The sequence below is a fragment of the Yersinia massiliensis genome, from assembly GCF_003048255.1.
Taxonomy (GTDB): Bacteria; Pseudomonadota; Gammaproteobacteria; order Enterobacterales; family Enterobacteriaceae; genus Yersinia; species Yersinia massiliensis_A.
Window position 1 is genome coordinate 4,488,462 of record NZ_CP028487.1, and the last position, 19,956, is coordinate 4,508,417.

The following is a 19,956-nucleotide window of genomic DNA, read 5'->3' on the forward strand; positions in this document are numbered from 1 at the left end:
TTTATACAGTTTTAATGACATTAACTTTCACTGTTTCGGAGATCTCGTTAAATGAGAGAACCTCTAATTCAGGAAAGCGACTTTCAATGATTTTTTTCACAAAACGACGAATATCAACGGGCACAAGAACATTCATGTCACGAATTGATAAATAACTGTTTTCCAATGCCAGCGAAAATGCCTGAATAATTTCGTCTGTTTTCGCTGGTTCAAGATTAAGAAAACCGCCTCCAGAAGCTTGCCTAATTCCTTGACGAATCGTATCTTCAAACTGGGCATTGATCATCAGGACATTCAAACGCCCGTCGGTGGCAAAACGGGATGAGATATATCGGGCCATCGCACCCCGAACATATTCGACTAACATCATGCCGTCTTTTTCTTTCGGGACCCACTGCACCAGCGTTTCCAGAATCAACTTCATATTACGAATAGAAATCTTTTCCATCAGCAAACGCTGAAATACTTCAGTGATTTTTTGGACTGTTGCGTGGCGATAACACTCTTTTAATAATTCAGGGTATTTCTTTTCCAAATCATCGAGTAAGTTCTTTGTTTCTTGAATACCAAAGAATTCAGAAATGTGATGCAATAATAGCGTTCCAATGCAATCGATCATTTCTTGCATATCATCACGTACGATTAACCCTAACTGCTTAATCTCATCAACATACTTACCCTCAAGCCAAGAACTAACGACTCTGTTATCATCACTATATTGAGTCAACTCTAATCCAAGATATTCCAGTTCATCATTAACAGTGAGAAGACGATAACCCCCAAAACAGATATTATAACTCCCCGCCTGCACTTCATTAATAAGCACAATAATTTTGTTATCAGGTACTACCGGCGAATAGTTAATGGCAATATCTGGAATACGGTAGCCATAGCGAACAAAAATATCTTTCTTAATACGTGAGAGAAAATAATTCTCCTCTAATAACGTCTTATGCGCTTGGCTCACAGAAATAATAATCGGTAGTGTTTCAGGGACATATTCATCCTCCGACTCATGGCTTTCCCGCCGAGTCTCACCTTCTGCCACATCAATACTGACTCCCGTCTCGCCTTGCTTTTCACCTGATAGCTGTTTTTTATCCTGACGTTTTTGATAGAAGCGATACCATAACAGCCCAAACATTAAACCGGACAGCAGCAGGAATATATGGGTAGGAAATCCAGGCAGGAAACCAATGGCCAGTACAATAATACCCGTAATCAGAATCGTGAAATCTTTGGCGAACAGTTCAGAAACAATATTTTCACCGAGATTCTTCTCATTTCCGCCCACACGGGTCACAATAAAGCCGGCACTGATGGAAATAAGCAGTGCAGGGATTTGCGCCACTAGACCATCACCAATCGTCAACAAGGTAAAGGTATTAAGCGCGGTGGACATATCCATGCCCTGTTGAGCCATACCGACGGAAATACCGCCAATCAAGTTAACAAAAATAATGATAATACCGGCGATAGCATCCCCTTTGATGAACTTCATCGCACCATCAAAAGAGCCGTAAAGTTGGCTTTCGTTTTCCATCTCATTACGTTTCTCTTTCACCGTTGCTTCATCGATAACACCCGCACGAAGATCAGCATCAATGCTCATCTGCTTACCGGGCATCGCATCCAGCGAGAAACGCGCCGCGACTTCGGCAATACGTTCTGAACCTTTCGTTATCACAATAAACTGTACAATCGTGACAATGGCAAAGACCACCATCCCAACGACCAGATTATCTTGAATAACAAACTGGCCAAATGTGGCAATAATATCGCCAGCATCGGCTTCAATTAAAATAAGTCGACTGGTACTGATTGATAATGCTAGCCGAAATAAAGTGCTAATTAATAAGATGGACGGGAATGATCTAAAATCCAGTACCCGGGTAATATAAAATGACCCCATGAATATCAATACTGATATCATGATATTCAAGCCGATTAACAAATCGACCAAAATAGTCGGTAGCGGAATAATCAGCATCGCAATAACCATTACCATGATGATTAAAACCATCAATTCAGGACGTTTGCGAATATCTAATAATAGTCCGGTTATTTTATTCATAAAATATTCTCTTTTTTATCACTTAATGTCCGTTGAGCTAAAGTCAATTCCATCGCCATAAGGTGATCCATGCTTTCCTTCAATTCGGTCATAAGGTGTTCGCGCTCTTCTAACGACTGAAAAACGCCAGTTGGTAACGTGGAAAAAGCGATAATTAAAATCTGCAAAAAACGTGCACGCATATCGCTACTTAATACGCAGAGTTGCTGTGAAAAAAAAGTCAGTAAACTTTCACTAAAACACGCTTGGTCGCGGATGCCCCGAGTAAATAATTGACTTAGGGCTTTCTCACCATATTGACCAACAAAGGCGAATCCTGCGTGCAAAAAACGCTGGCGAAATATTCCATCGAGTGACTGCATTTCCCTTAAACATCGGACGCGGTTAAAGAAGCGCCCAAATTCATTGACATTGACATTTCCCAGTGGCAATACCTGTAGATCGCAAGCTAAGGCACGCGCCAGATAGCGCATAATATTTTCACGTTCTTCTGCATCTTGCTCATCCGCCCATTGCTCATAGAGATAGACCACTGGCCCCTCGTAGCTGAGAAACTCACGATAGAGCATTCTCAGATCTCCTGCGGACTGTTGCATTCTTTGTGCAAAAGCTTTGGCGACTAAGGCGATGTTGACCCCGGCCTGTGCGCTTCGGTTAAGGTCTTCCGCTTCCAGTAATTCTCGCAACTCATTAAGATGTTCAATCTGTTTGCGTTTTAGCCGATTGCGATTAATCAATGCAGCCAATGCCATAAGTAAATCACTGGGATCGGTAAAATATTGAAGCAAAAATGCACGTAATTGCTGTGGCGTCATCAACCGACCATGAAGTACCCCTTCTACATGAAGGAGCTTTTCATCCGCCTGCCCATCCAAAATACGTTCAGCAAAGCTCATCCATTCTTCTTTGTGATCCGCTTTCCCCCCACCGCGGCGAATGTGGCTTGCTGCTAGCATGGACATCGACGCATATTCGCCGTTGTCATCAATCACACCCTGACCGCGTGAGGTTTCATCAGCATCATCACTGACCTGAGTCGAGGAAGCACTCTTGTCACGCTGCCCCACTAAAAAGCGGCTATTCCCGCCAACGGGTCCTATTGCCATGGTTGGCTTATGTAGTCTTGCAGGAACTTAACCGTACCGCTTAACTGGCTATCTTGGCGGTTTAGGCGTTCATTCTCAGAGAACTGGCGACCATCCCAAGATTCGTTTTCATCCAGTATCCGCGGCTGGATTAAGAAAATACGGATCATTTTCTGTTGGTTGTGCGCTCGGTATTTAAACAAATTCCCCAGCACCGGAATGTCACCTAATAGCGGAACCTGACTTTCGTTATCTTCGATCTGATCACGGGTATATCCGCCAATCAGTAGGCTATTGTCTCGTCCGATACGTGCGACGGTATTAATATTGGTGCGGTTAACCTGTGGTAATCCCTCAACATCAGACACTTTCCCCGACTTATCGCGACTGAGCCCCCCATCTTCAATGTTAACTTCCATTTCCACACTGTTACCTGCGGAGAGACGAGGTAGCACGTTGATCATGGTGCCATAAGTCACCTGCTCCAAGGTCGCCACCCGCTCCCCCTCTACCCGAGTGTAGAAACTGGTGTTGTTATCAAATAGTGCAGGGACATTTTCCTGAGTCAAAATCACCGGACGCGAAACAATGCGCGCATTACCGCTTTTACTGATAGCATCGATTTGAGCCAGAAAAGTCTTACTATCGGTCAAAGTGCTTCGGTTAAACGTCACCGCACCGCCACCCACACCTAAATTCCCGACTTCCCAGCGCACACCCAGATCATCCACTTTGCTGCGCACTACATCGATAATCCACAACGATAATTCCACCTGACTGCGGCTATTATCTAAGGTCTGTACCAGTTGGCGAACATAGCGAATTTGGTCTGGGCTTCCTTTCACCACCAAGCTATTGCTATCGGGATAGGCCACCAAAGAGAAGGGGCTTTTTCGAGCAGAAGAGTTAACCGTTTTTCTTGCTAAATCACCTCCCCCGTCAATGGATGGCGGCAACGGAAAACCAGCCTCGATAGGCTTAGCTTCATTTTCTTTAGGATGAATAGTCAGATTATTTTCTGAAGCACCGTTATCGCCCTGAAATAATGCATTCAATGACGATAGCATCCCAGGAATGGTGATAGTCTGCCCGCGTTGGCTATAAGTACGGTCGGTTACCGAAGAATGCTTGAGTGGGATGACAGCTACCTCACCACCGGCTAAATCTTCCCGCTTAATGCGCTCGTCAAGATAGGCAGCAGCAGCACTAATCAACTCAACATATAAGGGTGGCCCTGAGACAAACAGTAAGCGGTTATCCCCTTGGGTACGAACAGGAAAGCGCTTATCAAAGATACCGGTTTTCTGAATATAGTTAAGAACCTGCGCACTACCAGCGGCTTGAGTGTGGACAATGACACTGCGCATTTCGCTGTTGTCATACACATAAATACTCGCACCATCGTCATACCATACCAATGCCATACGGCGAGCCAGTGCTTTAAACATTTCATCAGCGTTTGCTAGATTAAAATTACCGGTTACTTTTTTCTCCGCAGCCAGCTTGCTAAGAATAATAGGCTTATTCAGCCGCTCAGCCACGGCATCAAACAATTTACCGACTTTGATATTACTGGCGACAAAAGAATCACTCAGGTCTTCCTGATCAACCGGCATTGCCGTCACCACATTGGCACTCAATGGGCTAACCGTACCGGTCAATAATAAGAGTGATAAGCAAATCACTCCTCGGTAATTAAATTTCATGTAAAATCGCCTCCAGGCGTCGTATTTCTGAAGGCGTTAACCCCAGTTCTTTTTTAATATCATTGGTAAAATGAGAAGCGGAACAATATCCAGCATCAAGCCCTATATTCAGGATTGAGGCTTCACTTTCGATAAGCCGTAATACAGCAGAGGCCATCCGGACACTCATCATTTTCTTCTTGGCTGTATTATTAAAACTTTGTTTGTACAAATATCTGAAGTAAGCAGTAGACACACCATATCGTCCACTTAGGTAACTAATACTGACATTATTGACTTGCTCTGATGATGAAAGTAAGAAGCTCATTATTCCGTAAGCTTCATATTTACGTAATGATTGGCACCAAATATTGAATTCCGTTTGATGCCGTAACATTAAATCAGTAACAATATTATTAATTGATGGTTTTGCCGAATGCTCCGTAGGTTCAACGAAAATAACTTCTGGCCACGCTAAAGAAGCGGAAGTTTCATTTCCTGTATTACGCAGTAATGATTTTCCCCGTGCTGAATCAATTGTGGCAATAATCTCGATTAAATGTGCCAGCGTGATGCTATCCACAGACCAATGATCCTGATTTCCCACTAAGCTATCGCAAATAAATAGCGAAGGTTGGGTTATTGCTATCTCTTTACCTGAATAACGGGAGTGAAACGTCAATGTACCGGACTTATTTGTCGGTATCGCCAATACGAGTTGATCTTGTAAAGATAGGCAACGAGCCACTTGCTGAACTGAATTAAGTGGATCTACCGAATTACATCGCACTGCCGAATCATCATTATCGTGTTGTCCAATCATTGCCCTTTTTCTCTGTCGTTATTCAAGTGCGACAATGCTGAGCGATCATCGCGACATCTCAAATGGAATAGTTCGGAATAGCCTGTACTGCAGTCATTAATCCAAAGAGTCAGAACAATTAAGTTCGATTCCGCTGACAGAAAATTCAGTTTAGGGTCTACTCGTCATCAATTTGGTACAACGAGAAAGAATTATGAAAGACACGGCTAATAGCGTCTGCGTAATGAAAATTGCCAGTGGGCCACTCAGTAGCAACGAATTAATGCTAAAAGTTGATAATCATCGAATCATTATTGGCCCGGAACAACAGTATCGGACTGAAACCAATGATGATGGGTTTACAACTTACTTTTTGCCTAGTGAACAGGGCAACTATGAGATAGCAATCATATCGGATGACCGCGAGGAAACGTCTGAAATTGCTAGCACAGAAGGGCTTTATCTGACTTTAAGCGGTGATTGCCCTGAGACTAAGCAACCCATCACTTTTCAGGAGTTGATGTTAGCTGAACATTTTCCAGTCGTGATTAAAATGTTGGAAACGCCTTGGAATAAGCAAGAGATCTCCTCCCTTACGACACAAATGATCGTTGAGGATGAAACAGAGAGCGTATCTCGCAACCTCATCACACAGAATAAGTTTCACCCTGCTTTTGTGGCCGCTAGTGTGTTGGTTGTTCTTGCTGCCTTTATCGGCTGGCAAGTCCTTACCTACAATACTGAGGCAAAAAAAGTAAAAACATTGGAAACGCTGCTTCAGGGCAGTACTTCACCACTGACTGTCACAACCAGCGGAAATGGTCAAAGCTTAGTGTTAGTCAAAACGCAGCGTGATCTGGATTGGAGCACGCAACGTTTACTTAAAGAGCATTACCAAGAACCCGTTATCGTAAAAAAAATTAGTGCCTTGGAAGATGAAATTGAAAACCAATTAAGCGGTATTTTGCCAGGACTATTAAAGGTCGACTTATCATTGCCTTGCAAACCTGTGATTCGTCGGTTGAATACTCATATTTCTGAATTGGATAATAAGCGTATTCAGCAAACACTGACCCATTCTGTTGCCTGCGCTACCCGCAGTGAAATGGAACAATATTCATCTAAAGCGTTATTCGAAAAAGCGGAGCAAGGCTTAACGAAAAGTAATGTTCCTTGGCGAGTCGCTAATAAAAATAGTTCTCCTATATTTATTATTAATGCCAATCTGAACGATAAGCAAACACTGTCGGCTATTAATTTTGCCGATGAATATACAAAAAAATGGGGGGCACGCCATATTCAATTTTCTATTTCCCTGACAACAGATCATATTGCGGGGAAATCTTTCGTCAATAATGAAAACGGCTATGTGCTGTTAGGCAATAACCACTGGTACTTTAAGCCAGTATCATTCTAAAACCACTACTTAATAACAAGGACTTATCATGCCAATCGCTGGACTAGAATCAAACGGAAACTGGAAAACATCTGAATATGAAAAAGTTGATGCAACGTCAACGGCAAACTGGGGGATGACATATCGTAGCGGTGCGCTATTAAATACCCGAGTTCAAGCATTAGCCGATGAACTGAAAGCTGCGCTTGAAAATCCTAATAATGAAATGGACAACCCCATTGTTTTGGCAAAAATATCCGCACTTAATGGCCACTATAATGGAGCACGGCAAGCACAAAGCAATATCATGAAGTCAATTAAAGACACTTCCCAAGCTATCATTCGTAATATGTAACGATATCATCATTACGCAATATTACTTTTTTCATTAATGGTATATTGCGTAATAACTAAGGATTTTTAATGTCAATGTTTATTAATCTCACGCCTGCTTTGGCACCTGCCACAGAAAATCATATTCCGTCAGTGGGTATCAATAGCCCTGTAGAAGATCGCGTCAGAAGCTTGTTTGCCAGTTATAGTGTGACAGCCAGTAATGAAAAGGCGGCCATTATTAATCAAGTCAACAATGGGGATGCAACAAACCCCGCAGAGTTATTACAGTTACAAAATCGTGTCGGTAATTATAGTCTCGCGATCAATATGATTAGCACACTGACGCACAAAAGTGTTTCCGCTATCGATTCCGTATTAAAAGCCCAGTAAACCATGAATAGGCTAAATAAATTACTGATAATCTCCGCTCTTGGGTTATTAGGTGGTTGTGATAACCAAGTACTGCTCACGGAATTAAGCCAGCGCCAAAGCAATGAAGTGCTGGCCGTTCTACAAGAGAACGGTGTGGAAGGTACGCGCAGAGAAAACGGTAAACTTGGGAGTTCAATCAAAGTGGCACGTGGCGATTTTGTCACTGCTGTCGATTTGTTACGTCTGTATAATTTACCTTCTAAGGAACAGGTTGAGATTATTCAAGCTTTTCCAGGGGACTCGCTTGTCGCCTCTCCTCAAGCGGAACGCTCACGTTTGCTTTCTTTGATAGAACAACGCTTGCAACAGTCGCTATTGACCATCCCAGGTGTGGTTAATGCCAGAGTACATGTGAGTTACCCCTTAAGTAGCAATAACCGGACCAAGCAGCTTCAACAAGTTTCAAGTCTGGTGACCTATGCCGGAAATGAAGATCCAAAACAGATGATGAATAAAATTAAGTTATTCCTCACTAACAGTTTTACAGAGGCCAGCTACGATAATGTCTCTGTGGTTGTGGTCGAACGCCCACCCTTGCAGCGCCAAGTCAGTCATGAGACGAAGTCATCGCTTTTACCCGTTCTATTAGCTTCTATTGCGGCCACGCTGGTAGCCGGTACTAGCATTCTGTTGTTACTTCGCCGCCGTAAGCAGCAGAGTAATACGGATGAATTACCCTCAGTCAGCGCAGAGCAAAAATCATGACGGTGTCTCCTTACCAGTCAACCTTCCCATGCCAGCATGAAATTATGCTGGCACCTGGGCATTACTTTCATGTGGAGCATAGCCAAGTCGATTACCTTGCTCTACCACCGCCATTGCAGCGAGCCCATAACCATCGTTTGCTGATGCAGTATCAACTCCCGATGCCAGATAGAAATACGCTGATGTTGCCGGACTTTATGGCTAACAAGTGGACGGATATCCCTAAGGTCGCTTGGGCGTTAGGCATACTTATGCATCCATTGCCACTGCCGTGGTGGGCAAAGACCTCCTACTATGCTGGGCTGCATCACCATCTCAGTGACGATTTCCGACAACCACAACAGGAGCCGCCAAATCCACAAACGCTCCTCACCGCAGGAGCGGTTCAAATACTGGCAGGGCTGGCCCCCTTTGGTTCTGCATACACTACGCGTGCCAGTTACATGTTCAGTTCCGCAAGCCGAGAATTAATGAATGTTCCAGTGAAAAAGGCACTCCCCTGGAATGTAATAGAAGGAGCTTTCCGTTATGTCCGAGAAAACTGAATTCGATATCCATCAAACAGCGCAAGAGAAGGTGCTCATTAAGCATCAGGTGATGAAAGCATCGCGCTTTAAGAAGATGCTGACAGAACAAGCCCGAAAACAAGCGGCGACGACTTGCCAAATAGCGCAACAGGAAGCAAATGAAATACGCCGCATTGCCTATCAGGAAGGGTATCAGCATGGGCTGCAAAAATTATTAGCAGATCTATTGCAGGGGCTAGAGTCTAGCCAAAATCAATATCAGCAGATATTGCTCCGTAGTGAAGCAAAGTTGCAAAAGCTGTTGGCAGAAATTTTTAGTGACAAGCGCGTTTTTGAGATCGTCAGTGAGCACTTTCTTCAGCTCCATCCTGAATCGTCACCGATCCAAATATATCTTCCGCCTGCATTGCTGAAAAAACTTAAACCCGCACTGGCGCAGAGACAACACATCAACGCTCTCGCAGGAGCAGAGGAAAGTATTGCCTTGGAAATCGATAATGAAATCATTCATTTCTCGCCAGAAAGTGCAGTACAAAATACGGTACCACACATATTTACCCCTTCTGCACGCTGTACCATTCTACAAGCCAGAAAGGACATGTATCACAATCTTACGGAACAACTGAGCCAATCAGGAGCACTCAATGACTCTACCCATACTTCATTCCGCATTAAAAATGGCAGCAGCAACGGTCCAAAACTCGAAACCGGCACCTCAGAGTAATAATATCCACCTTCGCGTCACTAAAGCGTGGCAGGAAAATGTATCGAGTACACCAGAAGCAATGAAACCAAATCAGCTAAATGTTCAGCCTAAAATTTCCGCTAGCGAACAATCTGCTATCAATAAGTTCATTGAAAGTTTACACGCCACACAAGATAAAAAAGACCTTTTTGTTCTTCTCAGTAAACAACTAAGGGGCTTATCAGCCACTGAACATGAGAAATTTATTGATGGTCTGCTCAATACACTGAAAATATCTGAGCACCCTGGGGATCAAACCTTACTGAAAGAAAAATTTAATCCCGCATATGCGATGTATTATGCAAACAGCATGTTCGTCACCCAAATAAATCAAGACATACTATCAAAATTCGGTCAAGTATCGAAAGATGATGACGACGACGACGATTTTGATGAAATTTAAAATAACTTTACTATGAAAATTATTACTTACGCTTTATTAGCCATTATTTTTCTGAGTTCATTTGTTGCCCAAGCGTCCTGCTTATCTAAAGCCGCCATTCGCTGGAATGTACCAGAGATCATTCTCGAAGCCATTATTCAACAAGAGTCTAGTGGACGACCTGAGGCGCTTAATCTTAATAAAAATGGTAGCTATGATTATGGTCTAATGCAGATTAATTCAATTAATTTTGAAAGCCTTAAGTCACTAGGCATTATTACTCATGAGAAAATGTTGATGCAGCCTTGCATTAACATCCAAGCTGGCGCTTATTTGCTGAGTCAGAAGTTTAATAAGTATGGTTATAGCTGGCGAGCCGTCGGGGCTTATCATTCAGAAACCCCCCATTACAGAGATAATTATGCCAATAAAATCATGAAAATAGTCCAAGACACGCCAACTTTACCCGTTAAAACGACATCACTATTGGCATCCTCCACAACATTTTGATACCTTTGTGCGCCGCAACAAAGAGAATACTTGAATGGCCTGTGGAATACTCTCCATAGGCATAGAGAGTACTCTGTTTAATGTATGAAATAAGGCGATCTTAGTGGGTCACCATTGAGAAGCATACATATTGGTTGTATAAGATACGCCAGATATTCGGCAAACTTATACAATCAGGAAATTATCATGGTCAACGATCAAACCAATTCATGTATTACTGTGTTATGCGAAGATGTCATTTTTAATCCTTTAAAACGAACTCTTTCTCGTGAGAATAATACCATTTCTCTTTCAGAGAGTGAGTCTTGCTTATTAAAAATGTTGCTGGAAAACACCTGTAGCAAAAGAGAGGTTATGTATGAAATCTGGGAGAAGCGCGGCGTCATTGTTACGGAAAGTAGTTATTATAAGCTCGTTAGGCAATTACGCAGTTCGTTTAAGAAGGCAAGTTTAGACGAAGGATTGATTACGACGTTACCAAGGATTGGTATTTTATATACCGGAACTAAAAAAACGCACATTGCCCATAAAGCAACAATAGAAACTACGCAGCGTAACAACACCCCACAGAGAAGTATTATCGATAAAGCGATTACATTCGGTACTTTTGCTATTGCTGCTGGTTTTTCTTTCTTATATGTCTTAACAGTAGGATAACACCATGTACGCCCTTAATATTTCTGCTAAAGACTATTTCCGCTGCCTCATTCTATTTATAACGGTAACTTTATCCGGCTGCGCTCATATTTCTGAAATGAGCTTAAGCAATAAGAGTTATTACCTTGAAGGAAATATTCAGAACTTTAATCAGAAAATACCTGAAGATGCCACAGTAACCTTATCAGTGACGCAGAGTAAGATCGCGGGAGAGAAGGAATTCCCTTTCCGGGATTATATTTTTCTGACTCAATCGGAAAGTAAGAAGATTCCATTTCGCTTAGCGTTACACAATGAGTTATCCTCGTTATCACATCAGCTCAGTATCAGTGTCAGGGTAGAGAAAGACGGAAAACTTATTATGATGAGCGATAAGCTAACACCGCTCACAGATCAACCTGATAAGAAGTTAACACTGATAGTGCACAACAGTTAGCATTTACCTCTTTCTTGAGGCTTCAATGGTACAAACTAGCACGTTAAAAATAGCAATAATAGAAGATGAGCCTTTCAGCCGGCTGGCTCTAAAAGAGATTTTAACGAAGTTCCCTTATCACCATAAAGAACCGCAGCGCCAAGTTATTTACAGTGAATTATCGCTTGACGTTGTAGGTTGTGCCAGCAATGCATCTGAGCTCCTCGAGTTACTCAAAAACAATGACGATATCGAAATGTTATTGTTAGATTATTCGCTCAATGCACTAGATGCTGAAGTTGACCAATCACTCTCTCAAGATGGCGCTGCACTTATCAAGCGCCTTCTGCAACTGCGCCCTGAATTAAAAATCATCGTGCATACAGCCCATAAAAGCTTGGCTGTAGCACGTATTGCTTGGCAAGCCGGCGCATGGGGATTTGTTCAGAAGAATAGTGATATTCAGGAACTCTTTTTTGCCATTTCATATATTTATCGTGGTAAAAAGTTCTTTCCCATTGAGTTGGCCGCCATGTCACAGCCAGCGGAACCTGAGAATCGCCACAGCTTAACCGAACGTGAAACCGAAGTGTTGAGAATGTTGCTCAATGGCGTGAATCAAAAAGAAATCAGCATCCTTTTGAATATTAGCTTCAAAACGGTGTCAAATACGAAAACACGAGCCTTTAAAAAGTTAGGCTTCACTTCAAATGCTGATTTCTTTAAATATGCCCATGAAATACTTCTATAAAGTTTATCTTACGTTAATCCTATTGCTGCTGCCGGTTGCAAACAGCTATGCCATAAAGAATATCGTGTTTTCTCCAGAAGAGCAGCACTATATAAAGACGCATCCTGTTATTAAGTATGGCATTTCCCCGAGATTCTTTCCGATTGAAGATCTCAATAAAAATGGCGAGCACATTGGATTAACGCGTGATTTTATTGACTTAATTTCCGCGGCGACTGGCGTAAAGTTTCAGTTAGTCCCTAGTGACGGTGCAAATAGTACATTTCTAAACCTGCAAAACGGCGAGATCTCACTCATCACCAGTACTTCTGCCATGTTCGCCTATGACAGTGGTCTGGTCAGTAGCCATCCGATTTTCTCTACTTGGCCAGTGACAGTGACGCGCAAAACGTCGCGTAATATTACCACGCCAGAAGATCTCATGGAGGGGCGAGCAGAAGGGCGTATCGCCATAACAGACTATTCGTCTTTGGTTGAATGGTTTACAAATCGCTATCCCGGCGTCAATTACAAAGTGGCTACTGCGCCAGAGGAAACTATCGGTGAAGTCGTACGTGGGCGTGCGGCTGCGGCAGTCGTCCTCTCACCGACTGCACTTTATTATATGAATGTCGTTTACCCGGGGCAGCTAAAGATGTCCTACCCCAACAACGCCAATATTTCGCTGGTGATGGCTGCTCGCCCAGATGATCAAATTCTGATCGACATTATCAACAAAGTCATCGCCTCAATTTCACCGAAACAGCAAGCAGAACTCACATCGAAATGGATTATCGGTGAAACCATTTCGGTTCAAAACAATACTCGCTATGCCTACATTCTGGGCGCTATCTTAATGTCTGTGCTGCTGTTCGTACTTTATCGTTACCAGCGGTTAAGAAAAGAACTCACGCTACTGGGTTCAAAAAATAACTTAGAACTGTCTGTACTTGCTCACGAATTACGAACACCACTAATAGGGATTCTGACGGCCTGCGAAGGATTGGTACTCAAAACCGCGTCAACCAGCCAACGAGACCGACTGTCTAATATTATTCACGTCACACAAGAGTTATTGAACAATCTCGATCTATCGCTAGATTACGCCAAAATCAATGCTGGCTCAGTAAAGCAGAAACCGCGACCACACATATTGGCGGAACTGTGTGATACCACAGCCAAACTCTTTGCCAGTTTTGCCGAAACTCAGGGTACGACACTTCAGGTCCGTTACTCATCGAAACAGTGTTTTTTACCACATTTGATCGATGGCACGCTCATTTCCCAAGCCCTGAATAATATTGTCAATAATGCGATCAAGCACACGCGAGGTGGCATGGTGTTGGTTGAATGTGCGCTAGTGCAAATTGACAGTAAAAATATGTTCAGCATAGAAGTCACTGATACAGGTACAGGTATCCCACACAAGGTATTAGCTCGACTTTCAGAACCGTTTTATCAAGGTAAGCAGCATCGCTCAGATAGTGACCCTCTGCTGCCCAAAGGGACTGGATTGGGATTATTTGTCGCGAAGAAGAATATCCATCTCGTGGGTGGGCATCTGGGTATTGTCAGTAAGCCTGGCATCGGTTCAAGAATAAGATTCGGCTTCCCCATGATCCCCGCTCATTATGAGATTGAAAATCCATTGCCTGAAGAGTTATACGTGATTCTGCCGGCAGACATAGCGCCATCATCATTAAGCGAAGTCACACAGATCCTTGAAGGCTGCGAACTTCCCTATTATCAACAATCTGACCCAGTCCTCAGCTCGTTAAGTGGCCCAGCGGTTCATATGACGTTGGATTTCACGAAAAACCACTGGCTACTTTCGAATCGAATGGGGGCTTGTACGACTGTACCCTGCCCTGTTTATGCTTCTGCTCTCTATTTGGCTATCGCAAGCCTGTTTGCTGAAGAACAGCAACAGGAGAGCGATAACAACACGCCAGAAGAGTCCTTCCCCTCAGTTATGACTGAATCACGTCGGCTATTGGTCGTCGAAGATGAGCCTCTGCTTCTGGAAGTGCAATATGAACTGTTCAGCAGCTTAGGCTTTCAGGTTGATGCGGTACCTGATACCCAACAGGCATACCAAAGTTGGTTACAGCACCACCACACCATTATCGTGACCGATTGTCGGTTAGATGAAAGTGATGGCTTCGAACTGGTACTTCACCTCAGAAAATTGATGCAAGATACCGCTGAACCCGTATTAATTATCGGGCAGTCAGCTTCATTGAAAGCTGAAGATGCGCAGCGCGCTCGCGAAGTCGGTATGGATTACTTACTGCAAAAACCTATCGCACGTGAGCAGTGGCAGCAATTGATACGAGATCATTTTACCTCAGAGGACAAGAGTGATGTCTGACCCCACATTTAGCGCACGCTATCGCGCCAGTGTACGTGATTATCTTTGCCGTATTGAGGAGATTGCCAAAACGGGGGATCTAGCTGCAGTGCAAAAAATAGGTCATAAGATGCTGGGGTTATGCCAGCTTTTTGGCACACCTGAACAAGTTTACTTATGCGAACAACTTGAAAATGCGAGTGACCTCGTGACGTTGAAAGAAACAGTATCCCAATTTCATGCACAAATAGACCATGCTTAAACCGAAGGTAAAAGGTTAAATTACAGCGGCTTGTTCCTCGGAAAATGATAGTGGCTAATCGAAGAATATATTAGCGTGACCTTTTGTTAATTTCCGAGGTCAATAGCATGTGCGTAACTAGTATCAACCTTAATAGAACCGAGATTATCAACACAGCAAGATCTCATACGAACAGTCAACCAACTGATGATTTATCGAACACTAATGGTGGATTTATAAGCAGGCTCAAAAGAATAATAAACATTACTTCTGAGAGACCGACTGAAAATGAGAACACAGAAAACGCAGCGAATGTAAATAATACAAAGAAAGACTGCTCAAATTTCTTTTCTAAACTCTTATCGAAACTCATTATTACAATCGGCCACTCTGCTAAAAAACAAAACAATGCAATGTCTAATCTAGAGAGATCCATTGATTACTTTAACAGCAGCGAGTCTTTTCTGACGCAAGAAGGGATATTCCGAAAAGCTGGTCTTTTAAAAGATGAGAAAGAACTCACTCAGGCCTTAAGTATTAGTGATGACAATAAAATGATGAATGCAATAGAAAATATTAACAGGCCTCATGCTTTATGCTCAGTAATCAAAAAAAATCTCCGGATGGCATTAAGCCTTACCGATAAAATCACCCTTAACAAACTAGCTGAAGAATTTAACAAAAATAAAAGTGATATAAAGACGCTTCCCATAATAAGTGAACTTCCAGTACCAATACAAAAAATATTACCGTTGTTATCCAACGTGGTTGCTCAACAGAATTCTAACAAGATGACCGCATCAAACTTAGCATTCGCCATCGCGCCAAACATAATGCCAGAACTAGTAGGTTCAAAAAATAGCAATATAGAATTGATTTCGAAAAAAATGGGCAAACAAAATGTTTTCATGGAAGCTATAATGACCAAATACATGGCGGAAAATACTGACATTATCAATAAAATAAGCCCAGATAAGTCATCCGCTACCGAAAAAACAAACCAGAATAACAAGTCCACTACAAATGAAAATCACTTAGATAAACCTATACCTATTGAAAATAACTGGTCTCTGTTAAAAGACATCGATAAGGAACTGTCAAATAATGATAGCAACCACAAGAGTCTAATTTAATGACAAAACGCCAAAAAGCTAACCGTTTCAATACAAATTCAGTTCATTAACTATGCCCTACAATGAAGAATCAAGCAGGTACAATCACTATGTGGACAATAGCTGAATAACAGGCTGCGGATTATTCAATAGTAGAAAAATAAAAGAGTAGCATCTGTTAACTTAAAGATGATAGATGCACTCTTTTTAAAATCGCCACATGATGCTTGGTACATTCATCAGAAACCATTTTCAACTTTACGCCGTTGGCATCGGCGGAGGTAACGGGATGCCTTTGGCATCAAGTTTGAGAGACGCCTTAAACTCCTGAATTTTTGATACATTTCCCGCCTCTAACGCCAAAGCCTTTTCGTCGCTAAGTGCTTTGGCCACTTTGGCATCCATTATTCTTTCTGCTTCAAGTCGTTTTGGGCTATCAAGTGAATATTGCTCTCTCTCTTTAGCTATTTCAGTTCTAAATTTATTACCGTCATCGTTGTGCTTATTTTCAGTCAACAGTTTCGCTGGACCTTTTTCTGCCAACTTTAACGTTAATTCTTGGATAACGCTGTTCATTTTGACTTCTAACTTGGCATTCAAACCTACATGCTTCGGTTTGGTATTCATCTGCTTCCCTGCGAGATTAGCCGTTCCCTGATGATGCACACTCTGTTCTTTAGGCATCGGAGGTGGTAACGGAATACCTTTCGCATCAAGTTTGAGGGTCGTATTAACTTGGCCCAATTCCATTTTAGATTCTTGCTCTGCCGCTAACGCCAACTTTGCTTCGGCCTCTTTTGCTTTGGCAATTCTGATATCATTTGTAATTTCTTTGGCAATCCGGGTTGGCTCTTCAGACTTATACTTTGCCTTCGCCGCATCTATTTCTTTTTGAAACTTATTGGGTTCGCTGCTTTTTTTATTTTCAACCACTCCTCTGGTATTGTTTCGCGCTTCCAACTTAATTTTTAATTCATTGATAAGATCTGCATTTGCCTCCAATGGCTTGGTATTCCTACTTATCGTATTTGGTTTGATATGCGTGATTATGCTAGCCAGAGGTATTTTCGTTTCACCAGAAATGTCCTGCTGTACTGGATTTATGTAAACATTCTGCGGGAGCATCAAGAGTGAGGGATGTTTTTCCAGCCGTTGTTCATTAAGTGTATGACGAGCTATTTTTGCCGTGATAGCCGATAGAGGTACACGTTTAACTTTCTGAACATGCTTTATAAAACGCCCAACGCTCTTATTGTTGTTTTCTGGTGATTTCTGATTAATGCTAGCGTTGTCAACACGATTAATTGACGTTGTATTCTTATTACGATAACTATTTATTTCCATTACGTGCTATTCCTATAATATTTTATCGAAATAAAGTAGCAAAGCATCGCTATCGACTCTTTCAAAAACCGCATAACCATGCGTACAAAGAAATAACTCATACTCCTTCAACATAAAATAATCAGACGTACGGTTTAGGAACACTCCCACAACGATTGGAGAGTACACCTAATTTTATGTGAGGTTTGGTGTCGCTATACTGTAGTTCAACTGCAAACAGGAAGAAAACGAAACGAGCAAATATTAAATGCATCAACATCAATATTGTTCATTTCTCACTATCACATGGAATCAGTACAGTTGATATTGATTGAGTAAGAGAAGCTTATACCTTCAACTATCAGTCAAGCACTGCACCATCTATTTACGCCTCATTGCCGCTTACATAGGGCAATTTTTTTCGGACCAAACGGATATGAATACTGTACTCGTTTTGTACCACTTATTAGTGTGAACATAAAAATGAAAAATAAATACTCTTGGCAACAGATCGTATTACATTGGGTTTCTGCAGCGGTTATTATTTGGGCAACAGTGACGGGGTTTTATGTTGCACTCTTTGATGTCACCCCGACACTGAAAACACTGATAGGATTTATTAATGTATCGCTAACAACAGTGTTTATCCCTGTGTTTATCATCAGATTGTATTTCTACTTCACGGCAGAAAAGGCAACCGAGGTGAATTCTACTCGTTCCACAAAAATTATTGCGCATGTCGTGCATTTTATTATTTATTTGAATATTGCCATTGTATTGATCACTGGAGTACTGATGATGGAAAGAGACATTAATGTTTTTGATCTCTTTAGCATTCCGCAACCAATTCATAACTTGGCGGTGACCTCAATCTTCAATACAACTCATATCATTTCCTGCACCACCTTAGCGGCATTAGTATTATTACATATCGCAGCAGTGGTCAAACATGAACTTAGCGGAAAAAGAGTGCTTAGGAGGATGTCACTTTAGATAAGATATTGGTCTGAAAGTCATTGCCTGAAGGAACTCGCTTTTTGACTTAAGCAATAGCAGTTTATCTAATAAAATAACTGATCTTTTCTCAAGTATTCTCAGATAAGTTAAGTGGTATGAATTCATTTCTTGATGGCTCAGTATCATTGATTGATATATGAATTTGGCACACTAAGCAATAGTATGATTAGTTCCTTTGTAGTGTTAAAAATACTATGCCTTAATAGAGAAACCAAAAATGAATTTAATACATAATTTTAGGACTTAAAAGATGCTATTGAGAGAGGAGTGCATCCAGCTACTTGGCGATGAGAAGCTCACATATAAAAATATATTTACGCTTCAATGTTCAATCAACAAGCTAACTGTTCACTCTAGCCAACAAACTATTTCCTTAAGTGAAGGGCAAAAAAGACTTCTTGTCGCCTTACTCAAAGGGATTAATTGCAAGCGTAAAATCATTAATTTGGTTTGGTATGAGAATCATCAACGAATAAGTGACAATAATTATCATCAGTTGATTTTCCAGCTACGTTCGCTGTTAAAACGCCATAATTTTCCTGGGGATTTGATTGTCACTATTCCTCATTATGGGATTAAGTTAAGCGACTCATTGATGGATATTAGCTACCTGCAATCAGGCATCAACAAGAAACAGCAGGAGGAAAACTCTGATGACGCGGCGCCTAAGCGCAATATAAATTCAGCATTAACCCGAATATATAATATTGGGCGATCTTTATTTACGTCTTAACCACTGGTCTAATTTTGATTAAAAGAAATTTTTTATCCTCAATGGGCTGGATAGCATTCTCCAGGATGGGAGCAATCAAAATGATTGCTGCTCTCGCGCTTGTCATTTTAATTCTGACACGCATTGAGCATCATATTGTTCCATTATGGCCGTCGGGCCTCCCCTTGGTTGTAGAAAAAACACCCACCAAACATCATAAAAATAATGTTGAAAAACATAATATTATGGAAATTGGTGGACTAGGGCTATTTCCAACAGAAGCGGCGGATACCGTTAAGGATATTTATCGTGTGGGCTATTTATCGCTAGAAGACCCTTTGGTTCTTCAGGCTCCACTTAGTCATCTCCCCCTTAATTTAGTCGGGGTACTGAGCAGTAGCGTGCACGAAAATAGTCTGGCCATTATTGAACAAAACAAGCGTCAACGTTCATATATCCAAGGCGATGAATTAACAGAGCATAATGCAGTGATAGTGAAAATATTTCCCGACCGTATCATCCTGAATCAGCAAGGATATTATAAATCACTGTTATTGAACGAACATTAATCGGACGTAAAACTGAGTCCATAAAGGCTGCTTAATTTGTTAAGTCGATGTCGAACAATACCTGTTCACACGGGCGGCAATATTATTTCTGTTGGGACTGATAATGGTACCCACATATAGATTAAAGATGAAAAAATGACATTTAATCACA

Annotated in this window: 22 protein-coding genes; 17 read left to right on the plus strand and 5 right to left on the minus strand. The window is 41.8% G+C overall.

Features of this window, described 5'->3' with window-relative positions; genetic code table 11:
• Window position 1 precedes the first annotated feature (1 nt).
• The 4 genes from DA391_RS20845 to DA391_RS20860 are packed head-to-tail and all read right to left on the minus strand — an operon-like array spanning window position 2 to window position 5,667.
• Window positions 2–2,074, minus strand: a complete 2,073-nt coding sequence (locus DA391_RS20845) for an EscV/YscV/HrcV family type III secretion system export apparatus protein (RefSeq protein ID WP_057644122.1) — start codon at window positions 2,072–2,074, stop codon at window positions 2–4.
• Window positions 2,071–3,180 (minus strand): type III secretion system gatekeeper subunit SctW, encoded by a 1,110-nt coding sequence (gene sctW, locus DA391_RS20850; RefSeq protein WP_057644119.1) that lies wholly within the window; start codon window positions 3,178–3,180, stop codon window positions 2,071–2,073. Before sctW ends, DA391_RS20845 begins: the two co-directional genes overlap by 4 nt.
• Window positions 3,171–4,865, minus strand: a complete 1,695-nt coding sequence (sctC, locus tag DA391_RS20855) for a type III secretion system outer membrane ring subunit SctC (protein ID WP_057644115.1) — start codon at window positions 4,863–4,865, stop codon at window positions 3,171–3,173. The genes sctW and sctC overlap by 10 nt, the downstream gene beginning before the upstream one ends.
• Window positions 4,855–5,667, minus strand: coding sequence for a helix-turn-helix domain-containing protein (locus tag DA391_RS20860; protein ID WP_108088164.1), 813 nt, complete (start codon window positions 5,665–5,667; stop codon window positions 4,855–4,857). The genes sctC and DA391_RS20860 overlap by 11 nt, the downstream gene beginning before the upstream one ends.
• 193 nt (window positions 5,668–5,860) lie before the next feature.
• On the opposite strand from DA391_RS20860, the gene DA391_RS20865 reads away from it, so the two are divergent.
• From DA391_RS20865 to DA391_RS20930, 14 genes are all read left to right on the plus strand, one after another.
• Window positions 5,861–7,063 carry a PrgH/EprH family type III secretion apparatus protein gene (locus DA391_RS20865; RefSeq protein ID WP_226722656.1) on the plus strand — a complete coding sequence of 401 codons (1,203 nt, stop codon included), beginning with the start codon at window positions 5,861–5,863 and terminating at the stop codon, window positions 7,061–7,063.
• 28 nt (window positions 7,064–7,091) lie between these two features.
• The gene (locus DA391_RS20870; protein ID WP_057644110.1) at window positions 7,092–7,397 is read left to right on the plus strand and encodes an EscF/YscF/HrpA family type III secretion system needle major subunit; all 306 of its coding nucleotides are present in this window, start codon (window positions 7,092–7,094) and stop codon (window positions 7,395–7,397) included.
• A 68-nt stretch (window positions 7,398–7,465) separates the two neighbouring features.
• Window positions 7,466–7,768 (plus strand): type III secretion system inner rod subunit SctI, encoded by a 303-nt coding sequence (gene sctI, locus DA391_RS20875; protein ID WP_072187300.1) that lies wholly within the window; start codon window positions 7,466–7,468, stop codon window positions 7,766–7,768.
• A gap of 3 nt (window positions 7,769–7,771) precedes the next feature.
• On the plus strand, window positions 7,772–8,515 hold the full coding sequence (sctJ, locus tag DA391_RS20880; RefSeq protein ID WP_057644107.1) for a type III secretion system inner membrane ring lipoprotein SctJ: 744 nt from the start codon (window positions 7,772–7,774) through the stop codon (window positions 8,513–8,515).
• On the plus strand, window positions 8,512–9,060 hold the full coding sequence (locus DA391_RS20885; protein WP_108088165.1) for a hypothetical protein: 549 nt from the start codon (window positions 8,512–8,514) through the stop codon (window positions 9,058–9,060). Before sctJ ends, DA391_RS20885 begins: the two co-directional genes overlap by 4 nt.
• Window positions 9,044–9,766, plus strand: a complete 723-nt coding sequence (locus tag DA391_RS20890) for a hypothetical protein (protein ID WP_057644100.1) — start codon at window positions 9,044–9,046, stop codon at window positions 9,764–9,766. The genes DA391_RS20885 and DA391_RS20890 overlap by 17 nt, the downstream gene beginning before the upstream one ends.
• Complete coding sequence (locus DA391_RS20895; protein ID WP_081009523.1) at window positions 9,720–10,190, plus strand: hypothetical protein; 471 nt, start codon at window positions 9,720–9,722, stop codon at window positions 10,188–10,190. The genes DA391_RS20890 and DA391_RS20895 overlap by 47 nt, the downstream gene beginning before the upstream one ends.
• Window positions 10,191–10,202: 12 nt before the next feature.
• Window positions 10,203–10,679, plus strand: a complete 477-nt coding sequence (locus DA391_RS20900; RefSeq protein WP_057644096.1) for a lytic transglycosylase domain-containing protein — start codon at window positions 10,203–10,205, stop codon at window positions 10,677–10,679.
• A 186-nt stretch (window positions 10,680–10,865) separates the two neighbouring features.
• A complete protein-coding gene (locus DA391_RS20905; protein WP_108088166.1) occupies window positions 10,866–11,336 on the plus strand; it encodes a winged helix-turn-helix domain-containing protein in 471 nt (156 codons plus the stop codon).
• A 4-nt stretch (window positions 11,337–11,340) separates the two neighbouring features.
• Window positions 11,341–11,772, plus strand: coding sequence for a hypothetical protein (locus DA391_RS20910; protein ID WP_057644090.1), 432 nt, complete (start codon window positions 11,341–11,343; stop codon window positions 11,770–11,772).
• Window positions 11,773–11,797: 25 nt separating this feature from the next.
• Complete coding sequence (locus DA391_RS20915; RefSeq protein ID WP_057644087.1) at window positions 11,798–12,502, plus strand: response regulator transcription factor; 705 nt, start codon at window positions 11,798–11,800, stop codon at window positions 12,500–12,502.
• Complete coding sequence (locus DA391_RS20920; protein WP_276308723.1) at window positions 12,462–14,852, plus strand: ATP-binding protein; 2,391 nt, start codon at window positions 12,462–12,464, stop codon at window positions 14,850–14,852. Before DA391_RS20915 ends, DA391_RS20920 begins: the two co-directional genes overlap by 41 nt.
• A complete protein-coding gene (locus tag DA391_RS20925; protein ID WP_050874763.1) occupies window positions 14,845–15,093 on the plus strand; it encodes an Hpt domain-containing protein in 249 nt (82 codons plus the stop codon). The genes DA391_RS20920 and DA391_RS20925 overlap by 8 nt, the downstream gene beginning before the upstream one ends.
• A gap of 107 nt (window positions 15,094–15,200) precedes the next feature.
• Complete coding sequence (locus tag DA391_RS20930) at window positions 15,201–16,205, plus strand: RhoGAP domain-containing protein (RefSeq protein WP_108088167.1); 1,005 nt, start codon at window positions 15,201–15,203, stop codon at window positions 16,203–16,205.
• A 237-nt stretch (window positions 16,206–16,442) separates the two neighbouring features.
• On the opposite strand, the gene DA391_RS20935 is transcribed toward DA391_RS20930, so the two are convergent.
• A complete protein-coding gene (locus tag DA391_RS20935; RefSeq protein ID WP_108088168.1) occupies window positions 16,443–17,528 on the minus strand; it encodes a hypothetical protein in 1,086 nt (361 codons plus the stop codon).
• A gap of 462 nt (window positions 17,529–17,990) precedes the next feature.
• Between DA391_RS20935 and DA391_RS20940 the strand changes: the two genes are divergently transcribed.
• The 3 genes from DA391_RS20940 (at window position 17,991) to DA391_RS20950 (ending at window position 19,805) form a co-directional block, all read left to right on the plus strand.
• Window positions 17,991–18,500: a cytochrome b gene (locus tag DA391_RS20940; RefSeq protein ID WP_108088169.1), complete on the plus strand. Its 510-nt coding sequence runs from the start codon at window positions 17,991–17,993 to the stop codon at window positions 18,498–18,500.
• Window positions 18,501–18,774: 274 nt separating this feature from the next.
• Entirely contained in the window at window positions 18,775–19,257 is a 483-nt protein-coding gene (locus DA391_RS20945; protein ID WP_057644081.1) for a winged helix-turn-helix domain-containing protein, read from the plus strand.
• 80 nt (window positions 19,258–19,337) lie between these two features.
• Window positions 19,338–19,805, plus strand: coding sequence for a type II secretion system protein N (locus DA391_RS20950; protein WP_057644078.1), 468 nt, complete (start codon window positions 19,338–19,340; stop codon window positions 19,803–19,805).
• Window positions 19,806–19,956 lie beyond the last annotated feature (151 nt).